Consider the following 23,491-nt stretch of genomic DNA (forward strand, 5'->3'; position numbering starts at 1 on the left):
TTCCTCTAGCTTAGCGTTATTTATAAACCAAAGTCGGGCATGTAGGGTTTTTGTAGTTCCTAACCAACCTACTTTTGGGTTTTCGACTCTTAATGGTTGCGACTGCTTCACGACTAATTACTCCTTTGCTTAAATACTCTTTCAAGCTCTGGAGTCATTATCGAAAATTTTTGCAGCGCTGTTCTTACTATTTCACGTCAACAATCTTGTCCAATAGAAAATGTGAGTAGTTTTAGGATATTAAAATGCATAACTTTAAGTAAGTTATATTAGCACATGGGCTCCGAGGGTAAGTTGTGGGGCAAAACACCAACGAAAACTTACGACATAGGGCAGCTACAAATATTAAGCCTCCTTAACTTCCAACTCTAAACGCCCTACGACAATCCAAAACTCCCAAATCAGGGGGCGTGTAGTTACAGAAAATCAACGCACCGCGTTCTCGATCCCTTCAACGTCTTTCTTAACCTCGTCGGGAAATGACGCTATGAAGGTCGTGCCAACGCCTATTTCGCTCTTTACCTCGATTCGTCCTTCATGGGCGTCAACTATGCTCTTAGCTACGAACAAACCTAATCCCGTTCCTTCCACATTTTGGTGCTTGTCTAAGCGCGTGAACTTCCCAAACAGTTTAGCTCGTGCCTCCGGTTCTATCCCCTGTCCTGTATCCGAAACCGAGATGCTTACCGAGTTGCCCTTTCTCTGCACAAATATCTTTACTTTGCCACCTCTCGGCGTGAATTTAATTGCATTGTGAATCAAGTTCCCCAGTACTCGTAGCAGGCCGATGCGATCTACGAATATATCGATTTGTGGTTCGCTAGCCTCAAATGTTAGCTCAATAGATTTAGCTTCGGCCATAGAGGAGTAGTCCATCACTAGTTCCTCGACAATTTCAACTGCCTCGAAGTGCTTTGGCACTATCATCATGACGCCATCCTGAATTCGCCTAACACTTAGCAACTCATCTAGCATATTTATACAATTGCGAGCACAGGAACTTATATGAGTAATCAATCCCAGAGCACGAGTATCGCTTGCCGACAAATATCCTGGCAGAAGTTCAGCAGACGTCAATATCGCGCCCATGGGACCCTTTAAATCGTGAGTAGTCATGGAAAGCAGATCGCGCTGAAATTTCTCCTGCTCTTTCTTGGCTGTGATATCCTTTACCCAAAGAATTTGTTTTCGCATATCGTAATTGCCCAGCGAAAGCGAAAGGGAAGGGCTTACGGAATTAGAACTGCTCATTCGAAACGACGTAAGCGAAAGCTCGTAATACATCGACGCTTCCTTTTCATTGCCCCGAAGCCCTACTTTTAACTCCGAATGCCATAGAGATTCGCCCTGCGAACTCTGTCCATCCAGATGGGTTCCTAGCTCCTCGCAAACAGATGCATCATGAGGCTCGATCATCCGTAGCACATTGACAGGATTATCTTGTCCAAAGTCCATGCTTAGCTGCCGGCAAAACGCATAAAAAGAATCATTGGCAAAAACCACACTTCCCGACACATCTAGAATAGCTACGCCGTCCTTTGCCGTGCGCACTGCCGCGCTAAAAGCATCTCGCTCTGCGCGAACTTTAAACTCCCTCATCTGTTGCAGTTTTCGTTCTGCTACCCGCTCAACCACCATGCGAATGCGTTCGCGAAAATCCTCGGAAAACTGCTTTACCATGTAATCCCAAGCGCCCTCGCGCATGGCGGCTACCGCATCGTCAATTTTATTCGAGCCAGTCATCACAATTACGGGAAGATTCGGCCGTACTTGGCGAATCTGTTTTAGCAATTCAATGCCAGAGGCATCCGGAAGCAATAAGTCGCTAAGAACTAACTCAGTCAGACTAGTTCCGATAACCTCCATTGCAGCCCTCGCACTCGAGACGTGCCTTACCTCGCCTACTATGTTCCTAAGAGCCCTTTCAATGAGCTTTGAATGCGCAACGTCATCTTCTACTAGCAACACGCTAGAAAAAAGCGTGGACGTGTCAAACGCCTGATCTATGCTATCTAAATGCTCGTTTGTCTCAGAATCGTTCATCGCCTAATTCCGCATATCCTAAAGTATGAGCCCATAAAAACTTTATTCCTGCCAGTTCATTAGTTTTTGATGCTTTTCTGGCATAAATGGTTATAAAAAAGCTGTCCTCGCAACAACAGTGTTGTTCTTTGTATTGCCCCACTAGAAAATGCATCATTGTCGTGCTAGCCTTGCGCGACAATCGCTTGAATTTCAAATTCAAGCATAATCTGCTGAGAAACACGTATTTCCCAATAGAGATTTTTAGGAGTGCAATAATGGTTAAACCTGATTTCTGGATTCGCAAGTGGGGTGAACAGGGTGGCGTAATTCCCTTTCGCCCTGAACATGTTAACCCTGCTAGTTACGACATTACTTTAGGTGGCCATTGGATTTGCCCAACTAGGGCACCGGAGGAATTCCAGACGGAGGAACTAACATTATTTCCGGGCGAAGTGGCTTTAGCCACGACTATGGAGGTTGTTAAATTGCCAAGAGATGTGGTTGGCGACTTGAAACTAAAAAGTTCGCTCGGGAGACTATGGTTAAATCATAGTTTAAGTGGATGGATCGACTGCAATTTCCACGGACAAGTTACGCTTGAACTTCAGAACCTTGGGCCGTATCCGCGAAAGCTAACCGCTGGAATGCGCATCGCGCAAATTGTCTTTTACCAAATGGAAGAGCCGCCCGAGGTAGCATACGGCGAATCGGGCACTGGGCATTACCAAGGACAACGCGGAGCGACGCGCGCCTGGAGTCAGGAGTTTTTCCCTCAAGTGCTTAACAGCGAAAGAGAAAAGAAGTAACTCATGCTTCTCGATAGTCTAAAAGACTTAGACTAAAAAGCCATTTTGTAACTTAGCTAATAGCTCGCCCCTGGTATTTTGCTCGGCAAAAGTTTCCAATGTCCCAACTAGCTCGCCATCGAGGAAGATTAAAGGAAGCTTTTGATTTCCCCCTGCGTACTCTCCCAAGGCAGCCGCAATAGAACTATCCTCACACACATCTATAAGCTGGAAGGGATTGCCAGAACTCTCGACGAGTTCAAAAGCTTTTTCAGAATATCCACATCGCGGATGTTCTCGGTCTCCTTTACAAAAAACCACTACCCTAGAGCTTTCAATCGCTTGTTTTATGTCGGCAGTCGTCCAATACCGACGACTCGAACTAGGGGCTGTTACCGATTGGTCCATAGGCTTGTCCCTCCATTAACGTTCTAGCGCTCCAAAACCTCAGCGCAAAAATAAGGACCTACGCGTTGCTAAAAAACATCAAATATCAAGAATCCCCACAACATTTAGGGGGATCTTAATACATTTTGCATTCTTAAGCAAGACAGTAAGAAAAGCCAGATTTTACCATCCTTTTCGCGCCCATTGCCATCTGCTATAGGAGGTGCAATGCAAAACTTATCTATTCTTATTACAAACGACGACGGCCCTGCGTCACCGTTTCTACTGCCTCTAATCGGCAGCATTATTGAGCAGCCCTGGTGTAGGGAACTGCATGTAGTAATTCCAGACAGAGAACAGAGCTGGATTGCAAAAGCAACGAGCCGATTTAGCACGTTGATTGCGAGACCTCATTGTTTCAAAACTCTTACGAGCAAGTGGTCATGCGATGGACACCTCGTAAATGGAACGCCGGCAGATTGCTGCAGTTTGGGAATTAACAATCTCTACAGCAGGCGACCAAATTTAGTGATATCGGGAATCAATATGGGCACAAACGCGGGAACGGCTTTCTTGCTGAGTTCCGGCACAGTTGGCGCAGCTATAGAGGCAAATCTTTACAAGGTAAAATCGATTGCCTTTTCTGCTCACCTGCCTCCTCACATATTTCAAGCCTGGAGAGAAAGGCGAGAAGACGTACTAAGTGAGCTTCACGAAGAATGGAAAGATATAGCGTCTCTCTGCACGCAGATAACCTCAAAATTACTCGCAACCGACGCTTGGGACTATGCGATGCTTTATTCAGCAAACATACCGTGGGAAACAAATGCTGATACAAAATGCAAATTTACTAGCGTAACTCCAACTTTCTTCCAAAGACTTTTTGTAGAAACCGCCCCATTGGAATTTGAGCACTCTGTCCGAGGATTGCAGAGCGAAGATGATGGCAACCCTTTGGGCGACGTAGAAGTACTCAGTGCAAATGCTATATCAATAACGCCAATTAAATTTGACTTAACGGCCTCCCTACCCGAATTTTTTGTTAAAAAATTTGCTCAACGACCAAAGGAAGTGTTGTGAAAAATGCCTGTCTTGCGCTAGTGAAATACTCAGTCGTAAAACACTAAAAAACCAGAACGAATGGAGGACGAGATGAGTCGTTTTTACTGCAATCCTAGAGCAATTGTGTATTCGGTAATTATTGCTGGCGCTAGCTTAAGTGCGCCTCTAGCGGCAATGGCGGATGACATTGCTCGAGGAAAGGAAATCTATAACGGCCTTGGAGCATGTGCTAGTTGTCACGGCGTAGAAGGCAAGGGCGATGGTGCCGCGGCTGCCGCAATGAATCCAAAACCTAGCGATTTTACCGCCGGAGTTTACAAATTCGATACAGACGGAGACGGAAAAACCGGAAGCGAAACGGATATTTTTGACGTAATATCAAACGGCGCTATGAAATACTCTGGTAGCCCAATGATGTCGGCAAGAGCAGATATCCCAGAAGCAGACCGCAAATCCTTGGCAAAATTCATCATATCACTAAAAAAGTAACTTTTTAGCAGATTGGCGCATTTTGCCCTTAATAAAAAGCCTTGTGATTTCAATTATTTAAAAATAATACGAGCACAAGGCTTGCTTTTTACACAATATGCTAGTTAAATTCTCAACTAGTAGTTGGCAGCTAAGGGGAGAGAGCTTCTTAACTGTGTAAGTTTATTGATAATTTACAACCGATAGAAATGGATTAGCTATTATGGCTGTTAAGCTTTCAAGAGAAGAACAATATGGAATCATGGCCCTCGTTGATTTGGCGTACAATCTCAACGGTGGACCGGCACAGGTGAGGCAAATTGCAAAGCGGCAGCGGATTCCGCAACGCTTTCTTGAGCAAATATTTGCAAAACTAAGGCAAGCCAATGTCGTCGTTGGTAAGCGTGGACCTCGCGGAGGCTATTCGCTAGCTAAAGATCCTAAAGAGGTCAAGCTAGAAGAAGTAATGAAGGCTCTTCGCCCGCGTTTACAGGAGGACACGAGGACAGATGCCCCAGCTTTAGCGGAGCTAATTGATACGGTTTGGTCAGAGATTGAGGGATCGTTTCACTCAACTCTTCGCGGCGTATCACTTGCAAGCCTTTGCGACAGGGCAAAAGAGCTAGGCATCGATGATAGCAATATCGATGTCGAAGCGGATGAAAAGGGCAGTACTTCATCTGCAGCGAACACAAGAGAACAGTCCGCTCTTAACTAACGTTAGGGAAACGGACTCTGTCGGCTGTTGTCGCCTGTTAAAGCATTGGCTGAAATGGGCACATAGCTAAAGGATAGGCGCGTCGGCGGCCAGCTTGTTTGTGGCAGCCGACGCGCTTTTGTTTCGCGCCAATTTTTTCTTTGCCAAACAAGAACATACACATAGTTGGCTGTGGCGGGCTTGGGCACGCAGCTCTAATGGCTATTGTATCTGGCTTCGATGCCGCCTTTCCGCTTTGCATCACGCTTATAGATGGCGATAGAGTCGAGCTTTCAAACTTAAACAGGCAGGTATTCTTTACGGAACATGACCTGGGCCGCTCCAAACCAACCGCTACTGAGGAAAATATCCATGTACTCTTTTGCGACATTGCCGAACGAAAAATATCGATTGCCTGCGTAGAAACAAATGTCCATGCCGAAAACATCTCTGCACTATTAAAAAACTCAAACTACGTGATAGACGCTACCGACTCGGTAGATACAAAATTTCTAATAAATGATTTTTGCACACTCTACAAAATACCGTTCTGCTACGCCGGAGCTAGTGGGACTCATGGTCAGTTAATGCACGTAAATCCTCTGTCCTCAAAATTCGCCTGTTTGCGCTGTCTATTTGGAAATGAATCTGCGATACAGTGCGACGGGCTAAACGCGACGTGCAGAGAAAGCGGTATACTAGGCGCTGTGGTTGGGCATATAGGTTTACTGCAAGGAACTGCGGCAGTTGAACACATTAGTGAAAAAATTATCACTGAGGCCCATCCATGCTTGCTGCGCTTCGCCTTAGAGGAACCGCAAATAAAATATTCACGCGTAGAGCCTTCTAATCAGTGCCCAAATGGCTGCGGAACTCGACCACAAAAACTGCTCAATTTAAGCGAAGAAAAATGTCCAATGACTTTCTTGCATACAAAAATTGCCTTGGAAAATATGGACTTTGAATCCAGACTAAACGTCATTCTGAATTCACATGATACTTGCATGAGCGTAGGCCATTCCTGTCGAGAGGAAGGTTATGATATTGTAGAGATGCGAGAAATTTTTAGCAGTGGCTCTTGGCTTCTTAGACTGGAGAAGGGATCCCTTCGAACAAGAGACTAAACCCCATATTCGGCATAACCCATGAATAACCGCCAACAACAAGCATCGCATAGTTCGCTCTCAGTGCGCGAAATCGAGTTTTACAGTAGGCAACTACTCATAAAGGGCTGGAGTTCTGAACTCCAATCGCGCTTTAAGCTTTTGCACGTCGCCGTACCGGACACACTTATCACCGCAAGCCTCTATCTAGCCTGTTTGGGCATAGGCAAATTATCGCTTCGCCTTTCACCTCTATCTAGAAAACCTGATAAGCTACTAAAACATTTGGGCAGTTTGAATCCCGAATTAAATCTCATTGTCACCCAAGAAACTGGGGTTTCTAGTGCTGCTTTTTCCACGAGAGCATACTGCGAGATAAGAATAAAGAATGAGCTAGAACAAGTTTCGGAGCACGTTTCGACTTATAGCGAATCTCATGGAGCACTGTTATTAATCGATCCCACCTCTAGTCCGCTGGAGCTAAAATTGTTTGACACTGCTAAAAACCCAAACTCGTTAGCGGAAACTACGATTGAATGGCCAAGCACCGCCACTTCTGCATATCTACTTGCCGGAACAGCCGCAGTATGTATGATAGTTAAATGGTGCAAAAATAAGGATTTTTGTCGTTGAGAATGTTTAACTCCATGCCATCAATTGGCATATCGCAAAATCACGAGTGGCTTGTATTTGCGTTTGGCAAGTTGTGCTTAGTTGTTGCTATCGGACTCGCCTTTGATATGGGCCAGACGGTTAAGGATATGAGCAGGAGAACAGGAGGAGACTCAAAAGCAGAGGATCTCTTGCCAACAGCCGTAGAAAAGCCTTTAGCCGATAAAGCTTCATACAATATAATTACCCAGAGAAATGTTTTTGGTCACCAGAGCAAACCTACAACGACAGCCAACGAAAGCGCACCAAAATCTAGCCTAAACTTGCGCCTAGTAGGGACTAGCGTTGGCACCAATAGTCAGCCATTTGCAATAATAGAGAACGGAAGCAACAAAGAGCAGGATACTTTCGACTTAAATGACATGATTTACGAGCAGGCAAAGTTGCTCGCCGTATTTCCAAGCAGCGTGCGAATTTCCCACAATGGGCAGGTGGAAACTTTATTAATTGAAGAGAGCCCGGATCGGCCGATGGAGGCATTCCAATCGCTGCCAATCGCTGGAGAACAGACTTCGTTTGACGTGGATGAAAAGGAATTGAACAACGCACTAGCAAATTTGCCAGTTCTCCTTTCCCAAGCTAGAGCTGTTCCATATTTTAAGAACGGCGAGAGCATTGGGATGAGACTTTTTGCTATACGAAGGGGAAGCTTGTATGAGAAGCTAGGTTTAAAAAATGGCGACATTCTTAAGAGCGTAAACAACAATAGCTTAAGCGACCCCAGCCAGGCTCTAAAGATATTCGAAAAATTAAAAAGCGAGCGCTCGATCTACGTGCAGGTAGAACGGAGCGGTAGAGACATTAAGCTAGATTATGACATTAGATAAGCCGCATAGAAACTTCGCAATTATTAGAAGTGAGTTAAGAGCTTTTATTTTTAGCCTATCCTTGGCCATACTTGGTGCCCTGAGTGCGTCTCCCTATGCGGCGTTTGCGCAGGAGGTACAAAAAAACGGTGAGGAGAACAGCCTTACAACGGTACTCAATGTCAAAGACGCAGACATAGCAACTTTGGTAAAAACATTCAGCAAAATTACTAAGCGAAACTATATAGTAGACAGCACGGTAAATGGAAAAGTTACGATTCATCTGCCTACAGCAGTTACTATCCCCGAAGCTCTTAGTATCTTCGACACCGTGCTACTGCTAAAGGGCTTCACTACCGTGCCAGTGGGAGATAATATCTGGAAAGTAGTCGCAGCAAAGGACGCTGCGCAAACCACTATCCCATTAGTTAAGGACGCTACAGAACCTCCCACCGACGTTTTAGTAACTAGGCTCGTAAGACTTAAATACGTTCGCGCAGAAGACATGCAAAATATTCTTGGCAAATTCGTCGGCACTAGTGGCGTAATGAACGCGTTCCCTGGCACAAACTCACTCATTCTTATTGACTCTCATTCCAATATCGAGCGCATAGAAGAGCTAGTCGCAGAGCTTGACGTTCCAGCAAGAGATCAGGAGCTAACCATTATCCCTGTAGAACACGCTAACGCAGTTGATCTAGCAGATAAAGTAAACGAGATACTAGGCGAAGAAAAATCCGATTCAAGCGGAGGCTCAAACCCAATGCTGACAAGGGCCACGCCGACAAATTTACAGCCTCGCACTATTCCAGGAAAAGCAAATGATACTGAGGCAAAACAGACAGGATCCCCCCTTAAAGTTATTCCCGACGAGAGAACTAATTCGCTAATCGTAGTTGCAGATGTTGAGACAACCGAAAGAGTGCGCTCTCTCGTCGAACAGCTCGATAGCCCATTAGACCTTTCGGGCGGTCGCTTCTTTGTCTACAGATTAAGACATGCCGATGCCGAGGAGCTCTCTGAAATTCTTAACAGCCTCATTTCTGGCTCGGGCAGCTCTTCTACCACGTCCCAACAAAAAACCACAGGTGGTAGCTCGCTAACGAGGACTTCAGCTACAGATCAGCCAAGACAAACCCAAGATCGTCGACTGGAGCAAGTTATAGAACGCAGAAGACAACTACTGGGACTAACGACCACAACCAACAGTGGGGATAAGGAGAGCGGTCGCGTTAATTTTGAAGGCGACGTCTCTATTGCTCCGGATCCCTCTACCAATTCGCTGATAATCAATGCCTCGCGCAGCGATTTTCTGCGAATTAAGGAACTAGTGGACGAACTGGACGTAAAGAGACGCCAAGTTCTAGTCGAAGCCACTATTCTCGAAGTTTCTCTAACGCGCGAAGAAGACAGCGGAACGGAATTGCAGGGGTCTACTGGAGGGAGCGATGGCGGAGTAATCGGCCAGACAAACTTTGGCGGTCTTACAGAGCTAGTAACAAACCCAGCAGCACTTAGCGACCTAACGATTGCTGCAGCGAGCACGGGAACGATAACGCTTCCCGGCGGATTAGTGTTGCCGTCACAGGCGCTGCTCATCTCGGCGCTTAGCCGCAATTCTAATGTAAACGTACTCAGTGCTCCCAATCTTTTAACTACGGACAATCAGGAAGCTCAGATAATCGTGGGCGAAAATGTACCTTTTGTAACTAGCACGTCTACTGACCCAACCAATTTAAACAACACCTTTAACCAAATCGAGCGCCAAGACGTAGGCATAACATTGAGGATTACTCCGCAAATCAGCACTGGACATTTTGTCACTCTAAAAGTCTTTGTAGAAATTTCTAATGTAGTCGCCGGCACCAGAAACGACCCAAATGGCCCAACCACCACTATTCGCACGACCGAGACAACTGTTGAGGTAAAAAACGGCCAGATGGTAGTGATGGGTGGACTTATCGCCGACAATGTAACGCAGTCCAAGCGAGGAATCCCCTACTTACAAGACGTTCCAGTACTAGGTCATTTGTTTAAACAAGAAGGGAACGACGAGAGGCGCACCAATCTGCTTATTTTTATCACGCCGCGAATCATAAAAGATCAATACGATGCTCGTGAAACGACAGTTGCAATGCGAGATTCCTTCAAATCCTCTATGCGAGACTCCGAACCAATTGAATCGAGGAAGGAAGTTCTCTACAATGAGAACATAGACCGCGTGGTGGAGCCTGCGACAGAAGAATATATCGACACGCCGATAATAAGAACGCCGCCAGCCATCGCAACATCTATGGGCGAGAGCGACGACAACGCCAATGACGAGATGGCTATTAAGAGGACGTTCAACAGACTTAATGCGCTCGAAAAATCCCCCAATAAGCCAAATTCAGCGCCACCCACCACCGCCAATATCAATAGCGATAGTACGACTACTCCACAAAGCGCGCAAAGTGAGGATATTATTAGCGTGACAGTTAGGCCGGAATTGCCTAAATCTGGACTGCGGCAGGTCATTATTACTAACAGTGACAGTTCGTAATGGATGTAGAGTCAGAAGATTTTAGCGCAGAACTAGAGCATACAGGTGATGCAGGTAATGGCTTGCCTGGCAAGCTCGACCTCCATTCCCTCGCTCAGGCGCTAAAACTCGAGTATAGGCCAACCCTCGATGAAATCTCTCCGCCGAACGAACCAGTTCGTGGCGAATTTTCTAAAATTATCGGTTTCTGGGGGAAGCAATACAAGATAATACCTATCGCGATTAGCGAACATTTATTGACAGTCGCATCCAGCAATCCATTGAACACTTCTGCCATAGATGCTCTTCGCATGTGTTACGATCGACCGATAAAGATCGTAGTTACCCCTGAGAGCGAAATAATTCAGGCCATTAATAAAATAAGAAGTCGCCTAATGACGGATAAATCTAGCTCGCTCGAAAGCGAGGAAGAACACGGTGACCCGGATGCTATTTCTTCGTCTCTTAAGATTGACGTTACCGACTCGGAAGACGACGATGCGCCAATCATTCGCTACGTAAACACGCTCATTTTTAGGGCGACTACCCAACATGCCAGCGATATACACATAGAGCCGTTTGAGGATTGCCTAAAAGTGCGCTTCCGCGTCGACGGCGTTTTGCACGATGTAGATGAAGAGGACAAAATGTTCCAAGCATCTATCCTTTCGAGAATCAAGGTGATGGCTAATCTAAACATCGCCGAAAAGCGCCTTCCCCAAGACGGGCGCATCGGAATTAGAGTCGCAGGCCAAGACGTAGACATTCGCATTTCAACCGTTCCTACGCGCTACGGCGAGCGCATTGTAATGCGACTACTCGAGAAGTCGAGCATCGTCATAGATCTTGAGACATTGGGCTTAAGTTCCAAGCATTCAAAAATTATTAATAAGATAATCCACAAGAGCCACGGCATCATTTTGGTAACGGGTCCAACTGGTTCAGGGAAAACAACTACTCTATACGCTTGTCTATCAAAAATAAATTCTGCGGATAAAAACATTCTTACCGTAGAAGACCCCGTTGAGTACGAGCTAAAAGGGATAGGCCAAATGCAAGTAAATCCCAAAATAGACTTTACTTTTGCAACCGGCCTTAGGTCAATTCTTCGCCAAGATCCGGATGTTATCATGGTGGGAGAAATTAGAGATCGCGACACTGTAGAAATTGCTATTCAGGCTTCGCTTACTGGGCATTTGGTATTCTCTACGCTGCACACCAACGATGCGGCCGGAGCAGTAACTCGTCTTCTCGATATGGGAGTGGAGCCATTTCTTATATCCTCCAGCGTAATTGCGATAATGGCACAACGCCTAGTTAGGCAGCTTTGCAAGCATTGCAGGGTATCTAAACAGATATCGGATGACGAGTGTCAGGAACTAGGCTTAGATCCTATATCAGTAGTTAGTCGTGATATATTCGATGCTGCTGATGGTGGCTGCAAACATTGTCAACAAACTGGATATTCTGGACGAACTGGTATTCACGAAATCATGCTTATCGATGACGAGATAAGAGGTAAAATCATGCAACGAGCAGATGCGAGCCAAATTCGCAACGCTTGTCGTGGCTTTGTGGGTTTGCGCCACGATGGAGCAAAAAAGGTACTGGCAGGCATTACTTCTGTAGAAGAAGTGTTACGAGTTACCCAAGAAAGCAACATAATCGAATAGCAATAAATATTGTTACATGGCGGTCTTTGAATACACAGCGCTTAGCACTAAGGGACGAAAGTTAAAAGGCTTAGTCGATGCAGACAGCGCAAAAACCGCCCGTCTAAAACTAAAGGCCCAAGGAATATTTCCAACCTCACTCCTAGAGAGGCAACGCCAACCGCTTTCGGTAACCAAACAACCATTGGCGTGGCTATTGGAGCGCAAGGTAAGCACTGCACAACTAAGCATTGCTACTCGGCAATTAGCCACACTAGTGAGCGCGGGAATACCTTTAGTTGAAGCCATCAAGGCATTAAAGGAGCAACTTGAGCAGCCGAGATTAAAGACAGTCTTTTCAGAAGTGTGCGATCGAATTACCGAAGGTAGCTCCTTTGCCAATGCGCTTCAAAATTACCCAAAAGTTTTTCCACCGCTCTACGCAAATATGGTTAAATCTGGCGAAGCAAGCGGAACGCTAGATCTCGTAATGGAACGCCTTGCTGATCTTTTGGAGGCCCAAGTTCAGCTACATAGAAAAATCCTTTCTGCCATTGCTTATCCAGTTTTAATGCTGCTCCTATGCCTCGGAGTCGTAGTGCTGTTGTTAACTTACGTCGTTCCACAGTTAACGGAAATATTTGAAGATCGAGACGCGGCCTTACCTCTTCCTACGCAGATAGTCGTAGTTCTTAGCGACTTTGTAAGAAGCTACTGGTGGGCGATACTTGCAATGATAGTCTTCGGAATAACGGCTTTTAAAAAGTATGCCTTAACTACAAAGGGAAGAAGGCAAATAGATAACTTTAAACTGCGTTCTCGGATCTTTGGCCCTTTTACGAAAAAGATCGCATCGGCCCAATTTTCTCGCACATTGGGAACGATGCTGTCTAGCGGCGTCGAGCTAATTACCGCACTCACTATCGTAAAGAATATTCTAGGAAACGTGGTAATTCAACAAACGCTGGATGGGATTATTCTAGGCGTAAGCGAAGGAAAAAGCCTAGCCAACCAGTTAGACCAAACTAAAGTCTTCCCGCGCCTTTTAGTACACATGACGGCAATCGGAGAAAAGACTGGCCAGCTTGAAAACATGCTAATAAGAGCCGCGCAGAGTTATGAATCAGAAATGAATTCCATAGTTACTAGCCTTACGGCCATACTTAATCCAATTTTAATACTATTCCTTGCCCTTCTGGTGGGTTTCATCTTAATAGCCGTAATGCTGCCAATGCTGGAAATGACATCCCTTGCGGGATAAGTTATGCCGTTTCTAAAAAGGATTTTTAGAAACGGCATAACAAGCAAGTGCGTAAGCACTTGCCAGTAAACAACAAATACCGTTTTCAAAAAGTAAAATATTTAACTTACTTTTTGGAAACGGTATATCCATAGGATACTTGCCGAAACGCCGACGGTAAACAATAATATGGGGAAAGCTCTATATTGCAATAACATTGGTAAATATAAATATATGTCTGGAATAAAGAAATATCTTAAAGAAGATAAGGGGTTTACCCTAGTTGAAATCATAGTGGTAATAGTACTACTTTCTATCGTGTTTGGCATAGTTGCCAAGGGAGTATTTGGCAAAGCGGACATGGCAAAGTGGAACGCCAATAAACTTAAGGCAGAGCAGTTAAAGGGGCAACTCGAATTGTATCGTTTGCAGAACAACTCGTTTCCAAACAAGCTCGAGGAACTCGTCAATCAGTCTCTCATCAAGGAGGAGGACTTGGAGGATGTTTGGGGCAATCGTTTTCGATATTCTACGGAGAACGAAGATCGCACATTTTCGCTAACTAGCCTTGGCTCTGATGGCGTCACAGGAGGCAGCGGTCCGAACCAAGACTTAACGGTTAAACCATAGGCCTTTGCCAAGGGTGGTGGATTTTAGCGTTGCATACAGAGGCGAGAGAGGACAGAAGGGTTTTACGCTGGTTGAGTTGGTATTGGTAATAGCTCTTATAGTTATTATTAGCGGAATTGCGGTGGGGAGGATGGGAACGTTGACGTCTTTGCGCACGAGTAGCGATCTTAGAAAATTTATCAACACCTGGGAATTTTTATTCAATGAGGCCGTATCGCGAAATGAGAACTACCGCCTAATACTCGACCTGGACAATCAAAGTTATTGCGTTAGACGAGAAGTTCCCAGGGAGGGGAATACGGTTGAACAGGTAGACTATTTGAGTGGGTTGAGGTTGGATTCAGAGAAAAAGCGGCGTGAGGAAAATGCAGCGGCGACGGGAGATGATGCGGGGGAGGAATTGAAGGAGGAATTTTTGCGTGAGGATGAGCGTCAGGGTGGCGCGCTTGATGTGTTGTTTTATCAACACATTTTTGGGGATAGCGAAGGTTCGGTGCAGCTCGGGACACCGTTAGCTTTCCCCAGCTTGGCTGAAAGCGTGTCCATTGCTGAGAATATGCGTTTTAGCGATGTGAGCACCCCTAGGGGCAAACACGATTCCGGCAAGGCGTATGTTCGGTTTTCAGCAAGAGGCGCTAGCGAATTTGCCGTAGTGCACCTGGCAGTTAAGGGCGCTATGTTTACGGCAGTAATGAATCCGTCTACGGGAGCTGTTAAGCTAATAGAAGGAGATAAGGATTTTGAGTGGACGCTCGGGGAGCTGCCGGCGAACTAGCTTTCGGCAATGCGGCTTTACTCTCATAGAAATTACAGTGGCAATTGCCATTTTAGGCATAGGATTAAGCACTGTAATCATTTTACAGACTCATTACCTACAGCAGTTTACAGCTGAGAAAAACCGCTCAAAGGCGGCAATGTATGCAAAACAAATTATGTCCTCGATTGAAATTGCGCCACGCTCACCCGATGAGGGCCTAACGAGTGGGGGCTTGATGGACCTTTTTGCCGAGCAGGGCGTGATTACTGGCAACGCCAAAGACGAAAATGAACGCAAAGCTATGGAGAGTTGGACATATACTCAAGAGATTAGCAGTATTGATATTCCCGAATTGCAAAACACATTCAAGCGCATCGATTTAACCATTGCTTGGGGGGAAAAAGCCGATGAGAACTTTACCTTGGTGTACTTCGTTCGCCCGGATCCGCTTAGTGCCGTCCCGCGCTAGGTGCCTAAACGCATTGGCAAATGAAGGCGCATTTACGCTGCTCGAAATTATCGTCGTTGTTTTGTTGCTGGGCTTTATTTCTAGCATTACATTTACCGCCATGGCTAACCTCATGAAGAGCAAGGATTTGGTATTAAGTCAGCGCAAACTCTATAACGATGCAAGGTACATCTTCGACAGGCTCAATCGAGAGTTTTCTGCTATGGAGACACAGCCACTACCTACGAGTGACCAACAATCGCAACAAACCTCGGGAAAACGAAATGCCTTCTTAAACGCCGAGGATATACAGTCAAGCAATGCCGATACTGATGCAATCCGTTTTATAACATCACAGGGTAGCCAATACTTCTTTAATGCCAGCACAAACGGAGATCTGACAGAGCTATACTACCACCTAGTAGAAAGTCAGGATTCGGCAGATGAGGATAGAAATCAAGGACATTGGCAAAAATATACCTTGGTGCGAGAGGAAGCGGCTGTCGGCACTCAGGCTTCGCCAAGTGCCGAGAAAAAAAAGATCATTTTCCCCATAAGTGAAAATATAATCTCACTAAATTTTAGCTATGCACTAAACGGCAAATGGCTGAGTCAATGGCAGGATCCATATCGCCTACCGGAGGCCATACAGGTTACGCTGAGTATGCAAGTTGACGAATCTCCGGTAGAAGAGTTTCAAACTGCCTTTGCCATTAGTGCCGGTAAGGGAGCTCGCACCTCTTATGACCAATTTCTCCAGGCACAGTAGGAGTTTGGGCGCTTTTGTTGTATCTATCGGTTTCAAACTTGCCCTAGGACAAGTCAGATGATATTCCTGTTGGAAAATGTGGGTTTTCCTAAAGATTTATCTAAAGGGTTAAAATAATTGTTATTTCATATGGGCGCATTGCTAGCAGTAGACGTCGCGAACGACAGAGCCAAAGTGGTAAGGGGTGAGGCTTTACCAAGTGGCATGATAGATATTCTCGAGGTACGAGAAATTGATCTTGGCGCGCTTTCAAGCAGTAACGGCAAATCCTTAGAATCTCCCGGTGAAAGTGACAACACTAGCCCAACATTTTCAGCCATAGACTTGGAAGCGGATACTATTATAGCCTTCACTTCCTCGCAGAATGTGCTTACTGAGAATCTAGTTTTGCCGTTTAGAGACGACAAGAAGCTAGATCAGATTCTGCCGCTTCAGCTACAGGATCTCTTGCCATTTAGCATTGATGACTTTTTGATTGCACACCAGATAATTGACGAAGTCGACAGCAAATACGAAATATTGGCCTCTTTGATTCCCAAATCCGAGGTTGCTGATATTCTTGAACGGCTTAAAGCCTCTGCCCTAGAGCCGAAGATTCTCACCACGAGGTCATCAGCTATATCGGCCCTTGCAGCGTATTTGCAAAACGAGGAAAATAATTCGTTTGGGATAGTCTTAGTCTCTGAGTCGGCATGCTCTTTAGCAATCTGCATAGAAGGCAAAATTAAGCATCTCCGTGAAATGCCGTTTAGTAAACTCGCCGCTACGGAAGAACAGCTCGATTATATTCTTAGCTGTCTGCTGTGCTCCATTGCCCAGGTAGAAATTGTTAGCGGCGCTAGTGTTGCTAGGCTGTTTGTTCTAGGCATGCCATCTCTTTCGCATCACTTAAAACAGGCATTGAGCTGCGAAATTCGAGATTTAGACTTCTCGGATCTAGTTAATATTGACAGCTCAGTTGACGCTAGCGCGAGTGAACTTGCATGGGCAATAGGGTTGTTTTTGAGCGAAAAAACCGATTATAAAAATTATAGTCGCGTAAATTTCAGGAAGAACGAATTCGCCTACAAACCTGGTTGGGGTAACTTACTAGGCGCTATCAAGGGAGAATGGAACTACATAGCTCTATTTCTCGTGACTGGACTCCTGTGGTGTGCAACAACTGTCTATTCGAGCTATGCGGCGCTATCTCAGGTCGAGTCCGAGTTTACTAAGAGCGTACAAGGCATTGTTCCAGACTTAGACGTGCCAAATGGTGGAGAAATCGACTTTCTAAAAGACAAGGTGCGTTCTGTAGAACAGCAACTTAGAAGCCTAAGCTCTCTCGCCTCGCTTTCTCCGCTAGAATCCATTAAAGAGCTATCGATAGCAGTCGACAAGACGATTGATGTCCACATCGATGCCTTGAATATTAGGGACAGTGGGTTTAGCTTTCGTGGTTCAGTGGTCGATTTTCCATCTCTAGGAAAGCTTAACAGTGCGTTAGAAAAGAGGGTAGGAAGGTTTTGCAATGTTCAGGTGAACTCCTCATCTGGCACAACCTCTCGAGAGAGCCGTGTGCAATTCAAGGCAGAAGTTATGTTTTGCAAATAGGTATTAACACAGTGGATTTCAAATTCGGCAAGATTAATCGTCGTTACGTTCAAAAAAAAGCTATTGCTTGGTTTGACGGCCTTAGCCCCAGAGAGAGGGGTCTTACTGTTGGCGCAGCTGTGCTATTGCTATTTCTTGGCCTCAGCTCTCCATTCTCTGCACTTAGCGATTACGTCGATCAAACAAGACGACGCGCGGATATGAGAGAGCAGGAACTAGAGGAATTCATAGAACATGCAAAGAAATACTCTATGTTGGCAAAAAAGCTCGAGGGACTAAAAGCCAGTTTTAAGAAATCACAACTCTCGTTTGAGCAAGTCACAAATGAAATAGACCAGATAGTGCGAAAAAGCGTTGGCAATAACGACTACTCGCTCAAGAAAACTCGACCTCCGGAAAGCCTCGATCAGGAGTTTGAAACGCAAGAGTTTTCGCTAGAGATCAATTCTTTAAGCCTCCAGCAACTAGTCGATGTCCTTAGAGAATTAGAGCAAAGAAGCGACGTGCTCTTCGTGGGAAAGGTAGATGTGCTACCAGGTCGAGATAAGGATACTTTGCGCACTACTATTAGCATTGCTAGCATTAGCAAGAAAAAGGCCTAAACCTTGAACAAGAAAGTTGTCCTTGCATTATCGGCAATTGCACTTTTCGCAGCCTTTTTTTGGACAAAAGACTATTGTCTAAAGCGGATTACAGATTCACTTGAAGTCTACAACACAGCCCACAATAATGCCTTCGCGTTCGATGAGATTGATGTTGAATTCCCGTTTTCACTTAAATTCAAGCGAGCGAGCTATGTATTGCCAGCAAATCAAATTAACATTCCAATAGTTGTAGACGATGGGACTATAAAACCTAGCCTGCTTTCACTAGCAAAACTAAGTCCGACAATAATTGGGACTCTTTTAACTTACAACGGCAAAGTAGATTTCAGCTGGTCAAAGCCATTTAGAGACGACGATACGCACTTAAAGGTGGAAGCAAGCAACCTCGACTTAGCATCGCATCCAGCACTTAAGCTATTAGGCGTTAACGGCAAGGTTCATGCTACATTTGACTCAGCGATTTCTTATTCTAACTTTGGTAGCAACATTCCGCGCATATCGAATTTAGAAGTCTTGTTAGAAGACTGCTCTATGATTCCGCATCCCGAACTTAAGAGCTTTATGCCGATTCCAGATATAAGAGATTTGTCGGCTCGCTTAGTTATTGGACAATCAGGAGAAAGCATTTCACTTGAAAAATTGCTGCTAAAATCCTCTCTAGGCAGCATAGTCGGTAAAGGTGTAGCGCAACTAAAAACGCGGGTTCAAACTTCTCTACCGCGCCAACCTAATCCACTAAATCAGTTTGAGGAAATCAAGACTGATTTTTTGATTAAACTAAGTACTGAAGGAGAAAAGCAACTCGGTGGATATCTATCCTTGCTCGCTGGTATTCCGATAGACCAACATGTTAACTCTTGGCGCCTAGAAATTGATAAGAAACCCGAACTTGAGGCGAAATATTCGCTAATGCCTCACTATACTGCGCGACTAGCGGTAGATCGATAGAAAAAAAGATTTTGACATACCACAGTGGCTAAGTAGATAATCGCAGATAGCATGGAAAATATGAGTGTCTTCATAGTAGTCTCTACTGTCGTTGCTGGATTGGCAGCGATCGGCATTATGTTTATATTTCGCCATTTTCGAAATATACTATCTAGTTCTCTAACTTCGAGCTATGAAACCCTGGGCAAGCATTCTAATGCGATAGAGAAGGCTATTGAACAGGCTTTTTCGCGAATTAATGGCATGCTGCCACTTGATAACCTAACGACCCATACACAGGAGCTCCTGGAATTAAGCGACAAACTAAAGAAAGAAGCTGATAAACTGTCGAGAGTTGAAGAGGCTCTGCGAAAAACACAAGTCACAATTAAAGAAAAGGAAGCAAGACACAATGAGTTAAAAATCGGTCGGGAAAACAGTACGACGATAGCTGCTGAACTAAAGGCCACTAGAGAACAGCTAAAGTTAGAACACCAAAATTTAGAAATTCAGCTCAAGGAATCTCAGTCACAGCTAAAAGAACTTTCTAATAACACTGAAATAACTGAAGAACAGCAAAAAGCAATTACAGAGATTGAAGCTGCTTATAACTTAGCCTGTAAGCACCTAGACGGCCTAATTCAGGTCTATAACCAAGCATCTGGACGCTATTTGAACCTGCAAGGCCAGCACGAAATGCTTGAGCTCGAGTATCGCGGCCTCGTAGAAAAACAATTAAGCGGCGAACTTTAACAACAACATACTAATCGTATCGGTTTTTCAGTCTGTAGTTGCGTTACTGAGAGACATAGTGCAATATATGCGCTGTTTTTTGCATTCTAAAAAAGACAGCTCTTAAAAGTCTGGCCGAATGTGCGCAACTAATGGGAATTAAGGAATCAAGGTGAGAAAGGTAGTTTTTTCAAACAAGGAAATTGATGTACTGAATTCGCTCAATAAAACGAGTGAGTCTACACAGAAGACCAAGGCAATTGCCGAAATCGCCTCTGCTGTGGGAATAGACAGCAGGGACGAAATTCAGCGTGCATTGTTTATTCTTGAGGGCAGGTCTTTAGTAGAACCTGAACCAGCTGGAGATCTCACCAGCAATAACTGGAAAATAACTTCCGCCGGAGTTAAGGCACTTGAGTTTTTAGCCTCTTCCTAGTTAGAATCCATTACTGGACAAGCAAGTTTCTTAAGTTCGCAGAGCAAAGATGTGTTGTCAGAGTGGCCGGACATGCGGGCCGTAACCGTGCCGCGAATTGGCCTACCTAAAAGAAACAAATCGCCAATAATATCTAGGATTTTGTGACGAGCCGGCTCATTGTCAAACCTTAGCTCAGTATTAACGACGTTGTCTGGGCCTATCATAATAAAGTTATCAAATCTGCCACCAGCCGCTAAACCGGCTCTTTGTAGTTTTTCAATGTCTTTAACAAAGCCAAAGGTCCGAGCTGATGCAATTTCTCTCTTAAAAGCCTCCGCAGAACTCAAAGTAAAACTAAATTCCTGCTTACCCACTGGCTCCGGGTAAGCTAATTCATAATTAACGACGAACGACGCGCTTGGCTCGATGCTTATAAACTCACCTAAACTTCGACCACTTTCTGCACCACCAAGTACAATTTTCCTGTCTATGGCTATTTCATTCCACACCCCACCCTGCTCCTCAATCCCCACTTCATCTATCATTTGACAAAATTTTGAGGCGGACCCGTCTAAAATAGGAACCTCTCTATTGCACTTGATTAGCAAATTACTAATTTTGTAAGCATGTAACGCAGCCATTAAATGTTCTATCGTAGCCGCCGAAACCGAATCCCTTCTAATAGTCGTGGCAAAGCTCGTGGATTCTACGTTATCAAGAAAAGCCGCTACTGATTTTGCTCCACCGATTTTGCCAAAATGAATACCAGAATTAAGCGGCAGTGGTTCGAGGATTAAACCGCTCTTTTCACCGGAATGAAGCCCTTGACCATAGAGAACAGCACTGGCCTTGAGAGTTCTCTGTCCAATGTTAGCCCCCTTAAGACCTGTGCTTAATATCCCAGGGTGCGTTAATACAGGAAGATCTACCTTGCCATATCCATTAGCGACACCTAGCGAGTGATTTGCCAGACTACTTTTTATATTTATCTCGACCTGCTGTTTGTAGTGTTCTAGCGCTCTATTTGCCGATATAACTATACTATCGATATCAAAAGGCTTTTCTATAAAGTCAAACGCGCCTCGCCTAGTTGCCTCCAAGGCATTGGCAATCGTAGCATGTCCGGAGATAACAACTACCTCTGTAAGAGGAGAAGCCGCTTTGATTTTCTCAAGCGTCTCCAAACCATCCCATCCTGGCATCCATATATCTAGAAAAACCAGTACTGGATTAAACTCTCTAATCTTTTCCAACGCCTCACTGCCACTATTTGCCGTAATAGTAGCAAATGACTCATCTTCCAGTACACTTGACAAGGTAGAACATATACTAACCTCATCATCGACAATCATCACTAGAGGCCTTTCCAAGCTGCTAACGCGAATACTTGTTTCCACTGGCAATGCCATAGTTCTTCCCTAATTAAAAAGCCACTTAAACTATTATCGTCTGCTCGCGCGATGGCCCGATAGAAAATCCAAAGATATCGCAATTTAGGAGTTTGCCTACAACTCGCAAAAATTCTTTCGCCGTAATTGGTAGCTCATCGAAACTCCTAACACTCGACAGATCCTCACTCCATCCGGGCATTTCATCGTAACACGGGATAGCTCGCGCCACGTCAAAACTCGATATCGGCAACTCGCTAATCTCCTTGCCGTCAAGCATATAAGATACGGCGAGCTTAATTGTAGCGAAACCGCTTAATACATCGAGCTTAGTAATGACTAACTGATCTATGCCATTAAGCCTGACAGCCTTTTTAAGAGCCACTAAATCCAGCCAACCACAACGCCGAGGCCTACCCGTTACCGTTCCGAATTCCTGCCCGACCTGCCTCATTAGCTCACCATCCGCTCCATTATCCTGCGTCGGGAACGGCCCTTCGCCAACTCTAGTGCAGTATGCCTTACATACGCCAATAATTCTATCTATACGTCTAGGATCGAAGCCAGCACTCACGCTCGCAAAACCTGCCAAAGTATTCGAGCTGGTGACGTACGGATAGGTTCCGTGGCTAACGTCTAACAGAGTACCTTGTGCGCCCTCAAATAGGACATCTCCATTTCTACCAAAAACATCCTCTAATTCTAGGCTCACATTAGTTACATAAGGCAGTAGTCGCTCGGCAGCAATTTTCAGATCCGCTAATATAGCTTCTGCGCTAAACTCAAACGACGAACCCAGCACTGACTTCAAATAGCGGTTCTTTTCTTCTACCTGTCGGGCAATAACACTTTCCAAATATTGAAAACTTGCCAAATCGATTAGGCGCACGCCTAACCTTGAAACTGCATCCTCGTAAGCAGGCCCAATACCGCGGCCAGTTGTTCCTAACTTATCGCCCTCCCTGATTGCCTCTCTCGAAGTATCTAGCGCCTTGTGATAAGGCAAAATGAGCTGTATTTCCCCAGCAAGACCTAGACGCTTTGGCGATATAGTAATGCCATTGCGCGACAATTCGTCGATTTCTTGTATAAAAGCAATCGGATCTACCACCACGCCAGATGCCAACAAACATCTAACCCCATTGCGAAGTATGCCAGAAGGAATGAGTTTAAGCGCAACCTTCTTCCCATCCACTACCAGAGTGTGCCCAGCATTGTTACCACCCTGAAAACGGACTACTAAATCTGTCTTTTCCGCAAGATAATCGACGACTTTACCCTTCCCCTCATCCCCCCATTGCGCTCCAACCACGATGACAATTGGCATGACTTCACAACCCTAAAATAAACACAAACGCTAAGAATTAAGTAAGAATAATATGGGAAAAGAAAGCCTACTTTGATGTCACTCGCCTAGCATCTAAATCATCAGCGCTACAACCCTCAGTTGCCTTGGCATTGAGCTCGATGTAATCCGACCATTTCTCTGGAACGTCGCTGTCTTCAAAAATAGCCTCAACGGGACATTCTGGCTCACAGGCGCCACAATGAATGCATTCATCGGGGTGAATTACTAGCATTCCCTCGTCACCCGGCTTGGAGGGATTGGCCCCCACTTTCTTGTTTAATTCCTCATTCTTATAGTCATAAAAACAATCAACCGGACACACTTCGACGCAAGATCGATCTTTAGTTCCAACACAAGGCTCAGCTACTACATATGCCATCTCTTAACCCTCCCGAAATATTATGAGCCGCTCGGACGACCTCCCCAAGACACGCCTACTATAACTTAAATAAAAAGAA

The 23,491-nt window shown here is 45.1% G+C and carries 24 protein-coding genes; 19 read left to right on the top strand and 5 right to left on the bottom strand.

Annotated features, from left to right (window positions below; translation table 11 throughout):
* Positions 1–426: 426 nt before the first annotated feature.
* On the bottom strand, positions 427–2,043 hold the full coding sequence (locus IT291_11005) for a response regulator (GenBank protein MCC6221756.1): 1,617 nt from the start codon (positions 2,041–2,043) through the stop codon (positions 427–429).
* A gap of 257 nt (positions 2,044–2,300) precedes the next feature.
* On the opposite strand from IT291_11005, the gene dcd reads away from it, so the two are divergent.
* A complete protein-coding gene (dcd, locus tag IT291_11010; protein ID MCC6221757.1) occupies positions 2,301–2,831 on the top strand; it encodes a dCTP deaminase in 531 nt (176 codons plus the stop codon).
* A 27-nt stretch (positions 2,832–2,858) separates the two neighbouring features.
* Here dcd and IT291_11015 read toward each other — a convergent pair whose 3' ends face one another.
* Positions 2,859–3,218 carry a glutaredoxin gene (locus IT291_11015; protein MCC6221758.1) on the bottom strand — a complete coding sequence of 120 codons (360 nt, stop codon included), beginning with the start codon at positions 3,216–3,218 and terminating at the stop codon, positions 2,859–2,861.
* Positions 3,219–3,425: 207 nt separating this feature from the next.
* Between IT291_11015 and surE the strand changes: the two genes are divergently transcribed.
* The 18 genes from surE (at position 3,426) to IT291_11105 (ending at position 20,315) form a co-directional block, all read left to right on the top strand.
* Entirely contained in the window at positions 3,426–4,277 is an 852-nt protein-coding gene (surE, locus tag IT291_11020; protein ID MCC6221759.1) for a 5'/3'-nucleotidase SurE, read from the top strand.
* A 72-nt stretch (positions 4,278–4,349) separates the two neighbouring features.
* A complete protein-coding gene (locus IT291_11025) occupies positions 4,350–4,748 on the top strand; it encodes a cytochrome c (protein ID MCC6221760.1) in 399 nt (132 codons plus the stop codon).
* Between the two features lie 202 nt (positions 4,749–4,950).
* On the top strand, positions 4,951–5,445 hold the full coding sequence (locus IT291_11030; protein ID MCC6221761.1) for an Rrf2 family transcriptional regulator: 495 nt from the start codon (positions 4,951–4,953) through the stop codon (positions 5,443–5,445).
* Positions 5,446–5,585: 140 nt separating this feature from the next.
* Positions 5,586–6,548 carry a ThiF family adenylyltransferase gene (locus IT291_11035; protein ID MCC6221762.1) on the top strand — a complete coding sequence of 321 codons (963 nt, stop codon included), beginning with the start codon at positions 5,586–5,588 and terminating at the stop codon, positions 6,546–6,548.
* Positions 6,549–6,569: 21 nt separating this feature from the next.
* Positions 6,570–7,160 (top strand): hypothetical protein, encoded by a 591-nt coding sequence (locus tag IT291_11040; GenBank protein MCC6221763.1) that lies wholly within the window; start codon positions 6,570–6,572, stop codon positions 7,158–7,160.
* Positions 7,157–8,026 (top strand): hypothetical protein, encoded by an 870-nt coding sequence (locus IT291_11045; protein ID MCC6221764.1) that lies wholly within the window; start codon positions 7,157–7,159, stop codon positions 8,024–8,026. The genes IT291_11040 and IT291_11045 overlap by 4 nt, the downstream gene beginning before the upstream one ends.
* Complete coding sequence (gspD, locus tag IT291_11050) at positions 8,013–10,547, top strand: type II secretion system secretin GspD (protein MCC6221765.1); 2,535 nt, start codon at positions 8,013–8,015, stop codon at positions 10,545–10,547. The genes IT291_11045 and gspD overlap by 14 nt, the downstream gene beginning before the upstream one ends.
* Positions 10,547–12,199, top strand: a complete 1,653-nt coding sequence (gspE, locus tag IT291_11055; GenBank protein MCC6221766.1) for a type II secretion system ATPase GspE — start codon at positions 10,547–10,549, stop codon at positions 12,197–12,199. Before gspD ends, gspE begins: the two co-directional genes overlap by 1 nt.
* 16 nt (positions 12,200–12,215) lie before the next feature.
* The gene (gspF, locus tag IT291_11060; protein ID MCC6221767.1) at positions 12,216–13,439 is read left to right on the top strand and encodes a type II secretion system inner membrane protein GspF; all 1,224 of its coding nucleotides are present in this window, start codon (positions 12,216–12,218) and stop codon (positions 13,437–13,439) included.
* A 213-nt stretch (positions 13,440–13,652) separates the two neighbouring features.
* Positions 13,653–14,048: a type II secretion system protein GspG gene (locus tag IT291_11065; GenBank protein MCC6221768.1), complete on the top strand. Its 396-nt coding sequence runs from the start codon at positions 13,653–13,655 to the stop codon at positions 14,046–14,048.
* Between the two features lie 16 nt (positions 14,049–14,064).
* Entirely contained in the window at positions 14,065–14,823 is a 759-nt protein-coding gene (locus tag IT291_11070) for a prepilin-type N-terminal cleavage/methylation domain-containing protein (GenBank protein ID MCC6221769.1), read from the top strand.
* Positions 14,789–15,274: a prepilin-type N-terminal cleavage/methylation domain-containing protein gene (locus tag IT291_11075; GenBank protein MCC6221770.1), complete on the top strand. Its 486-nt coding sequence runs from the start codon at positions 14,789–14,791 to the stop codon at positions 15,272–15,274. Before IT291_11070 ends, IT291_11075 begins: the two co-directional genes overlap by 35 nt.
* Before the next feature lie 13 nt (positions 15,275–15,287).
* On the top strand, positions 15,288–16,022 hold the full coding sequence (locus IT291_11080; GenBank protein MCC6221771.1) for a prepilin-type N-terminal cleavage/methylation domain-containing protein: 735 nt from the start codon (positions 15,288–15,290) through the stop codon (positions 16,020–16,022).
* Between the two features lie 117 nt (positions 16,023–16,139).
* A complete protein-coding gene (locus tag IT291_11085; GenBank protein ID MCC6221772.1) occupies positions 16,140–17,615 on the top strand; it encodes a hypothetical protein in 1,476 nt (491 codons plus the stop codon).
* An 11-nt stretch (positions 17,616–17,626) separates the two neighbouring features.
* Entirely contained in the window at positions 17,627–18,217 is a 591-nt protein-coding gene (locus tag IT291_11090; GenBank protein ID MCC6221773.1) for a type II secretion system protein M, read from the top strand.
* A gap of 3 nt (positions 18,218–18,220) precedes the next feature.
* Positions 18,221–19,168: a hypothetical protein gene (locus IT291_11095; GenBank protein MCC6221774.1), complete on the top strand. Its 948-nt coding sequence runs from the start codon at positions 18,221–18,223 to the stop codon at positions 19,166–19,168.
* Between the two features lie 51 nt (positions 19,169–19,219).
* Positions 19,220–19,900, top strand: coding sequence for a hypothetical protein (locus tag IT291_11100; GenBank protein ID MCC6221775.1), 681 nt, complete (start codon positions 19,220–19,222; stop codon positions 19,898–19,900).
* 151 nt (positions 19,901–20,051) lie between these two features.
* Positions 20,052–20,315: a hypothetical protein gene (locus IT291_11105; GenBank protein MCC6221776.1), complete on the top strand. Its 264-nt coding sequence runs from the start codon at positions 20,052–20,054 to the stop codon at positions 20,313–20,315.
* Here the strand turns inward: IT291_11105 and lpxC are convergent.
* From lpxC to IT291_11120, 3 genes are all read right to left on the bottom strand, one after another.
* Complete coding sequence (lpxC, locus tag IT291_11110; GenBank protein ID MCC6221777.1) at positions 20,312–21,706, bottom strand: UDP-3-O-[3-hydroxymyristoyl] N-acetylglucosamine deacetylase; 1,395 nt, start codon at positions 21,704–21,706, stop codon at positions 20,312–20,314. The genes IT291_11105 and lpxC overlap by 4 nt on opposite strands.
* A gap of 25 nt (positions 21,707–21,731) precedes the next feature.
* Positions 21,732–23,012, bottom strand: a complete 1,281-nt coding sequence (locus IT291_11115; protein ID MCC6221778.1) for an adenylosuccinate synthase — start codon at positions 23,010–23,012, stop codon at positions 21,732–21,734.
* A gap of 67 nt (positions 23,013–23,079) precedes the next feature.
* Positions 23,080–23,412 (bottom strand): ferredoxin family protein, encoded by a 333-nt coding sequence (locus IT291_11120; GenBank protein ID MCC6221779.1) that lies wholly within the window; start codon positions 23,410–23,412, stop codon positions 23,080–23,082.
* Between the last annotated feature and the right edge of the window lie 79 nt (positions 23,413–23,491).

It is taken from the genome of Deltaproteobacteria bacterium (assembly GCA_020845775.1).
In the GTDB taxonomy this organism is placed as follows: Bacteria; Bdellovibrionota_C; UBA2361; order SZUA-149; family JADLFC01; genus JADLFC01.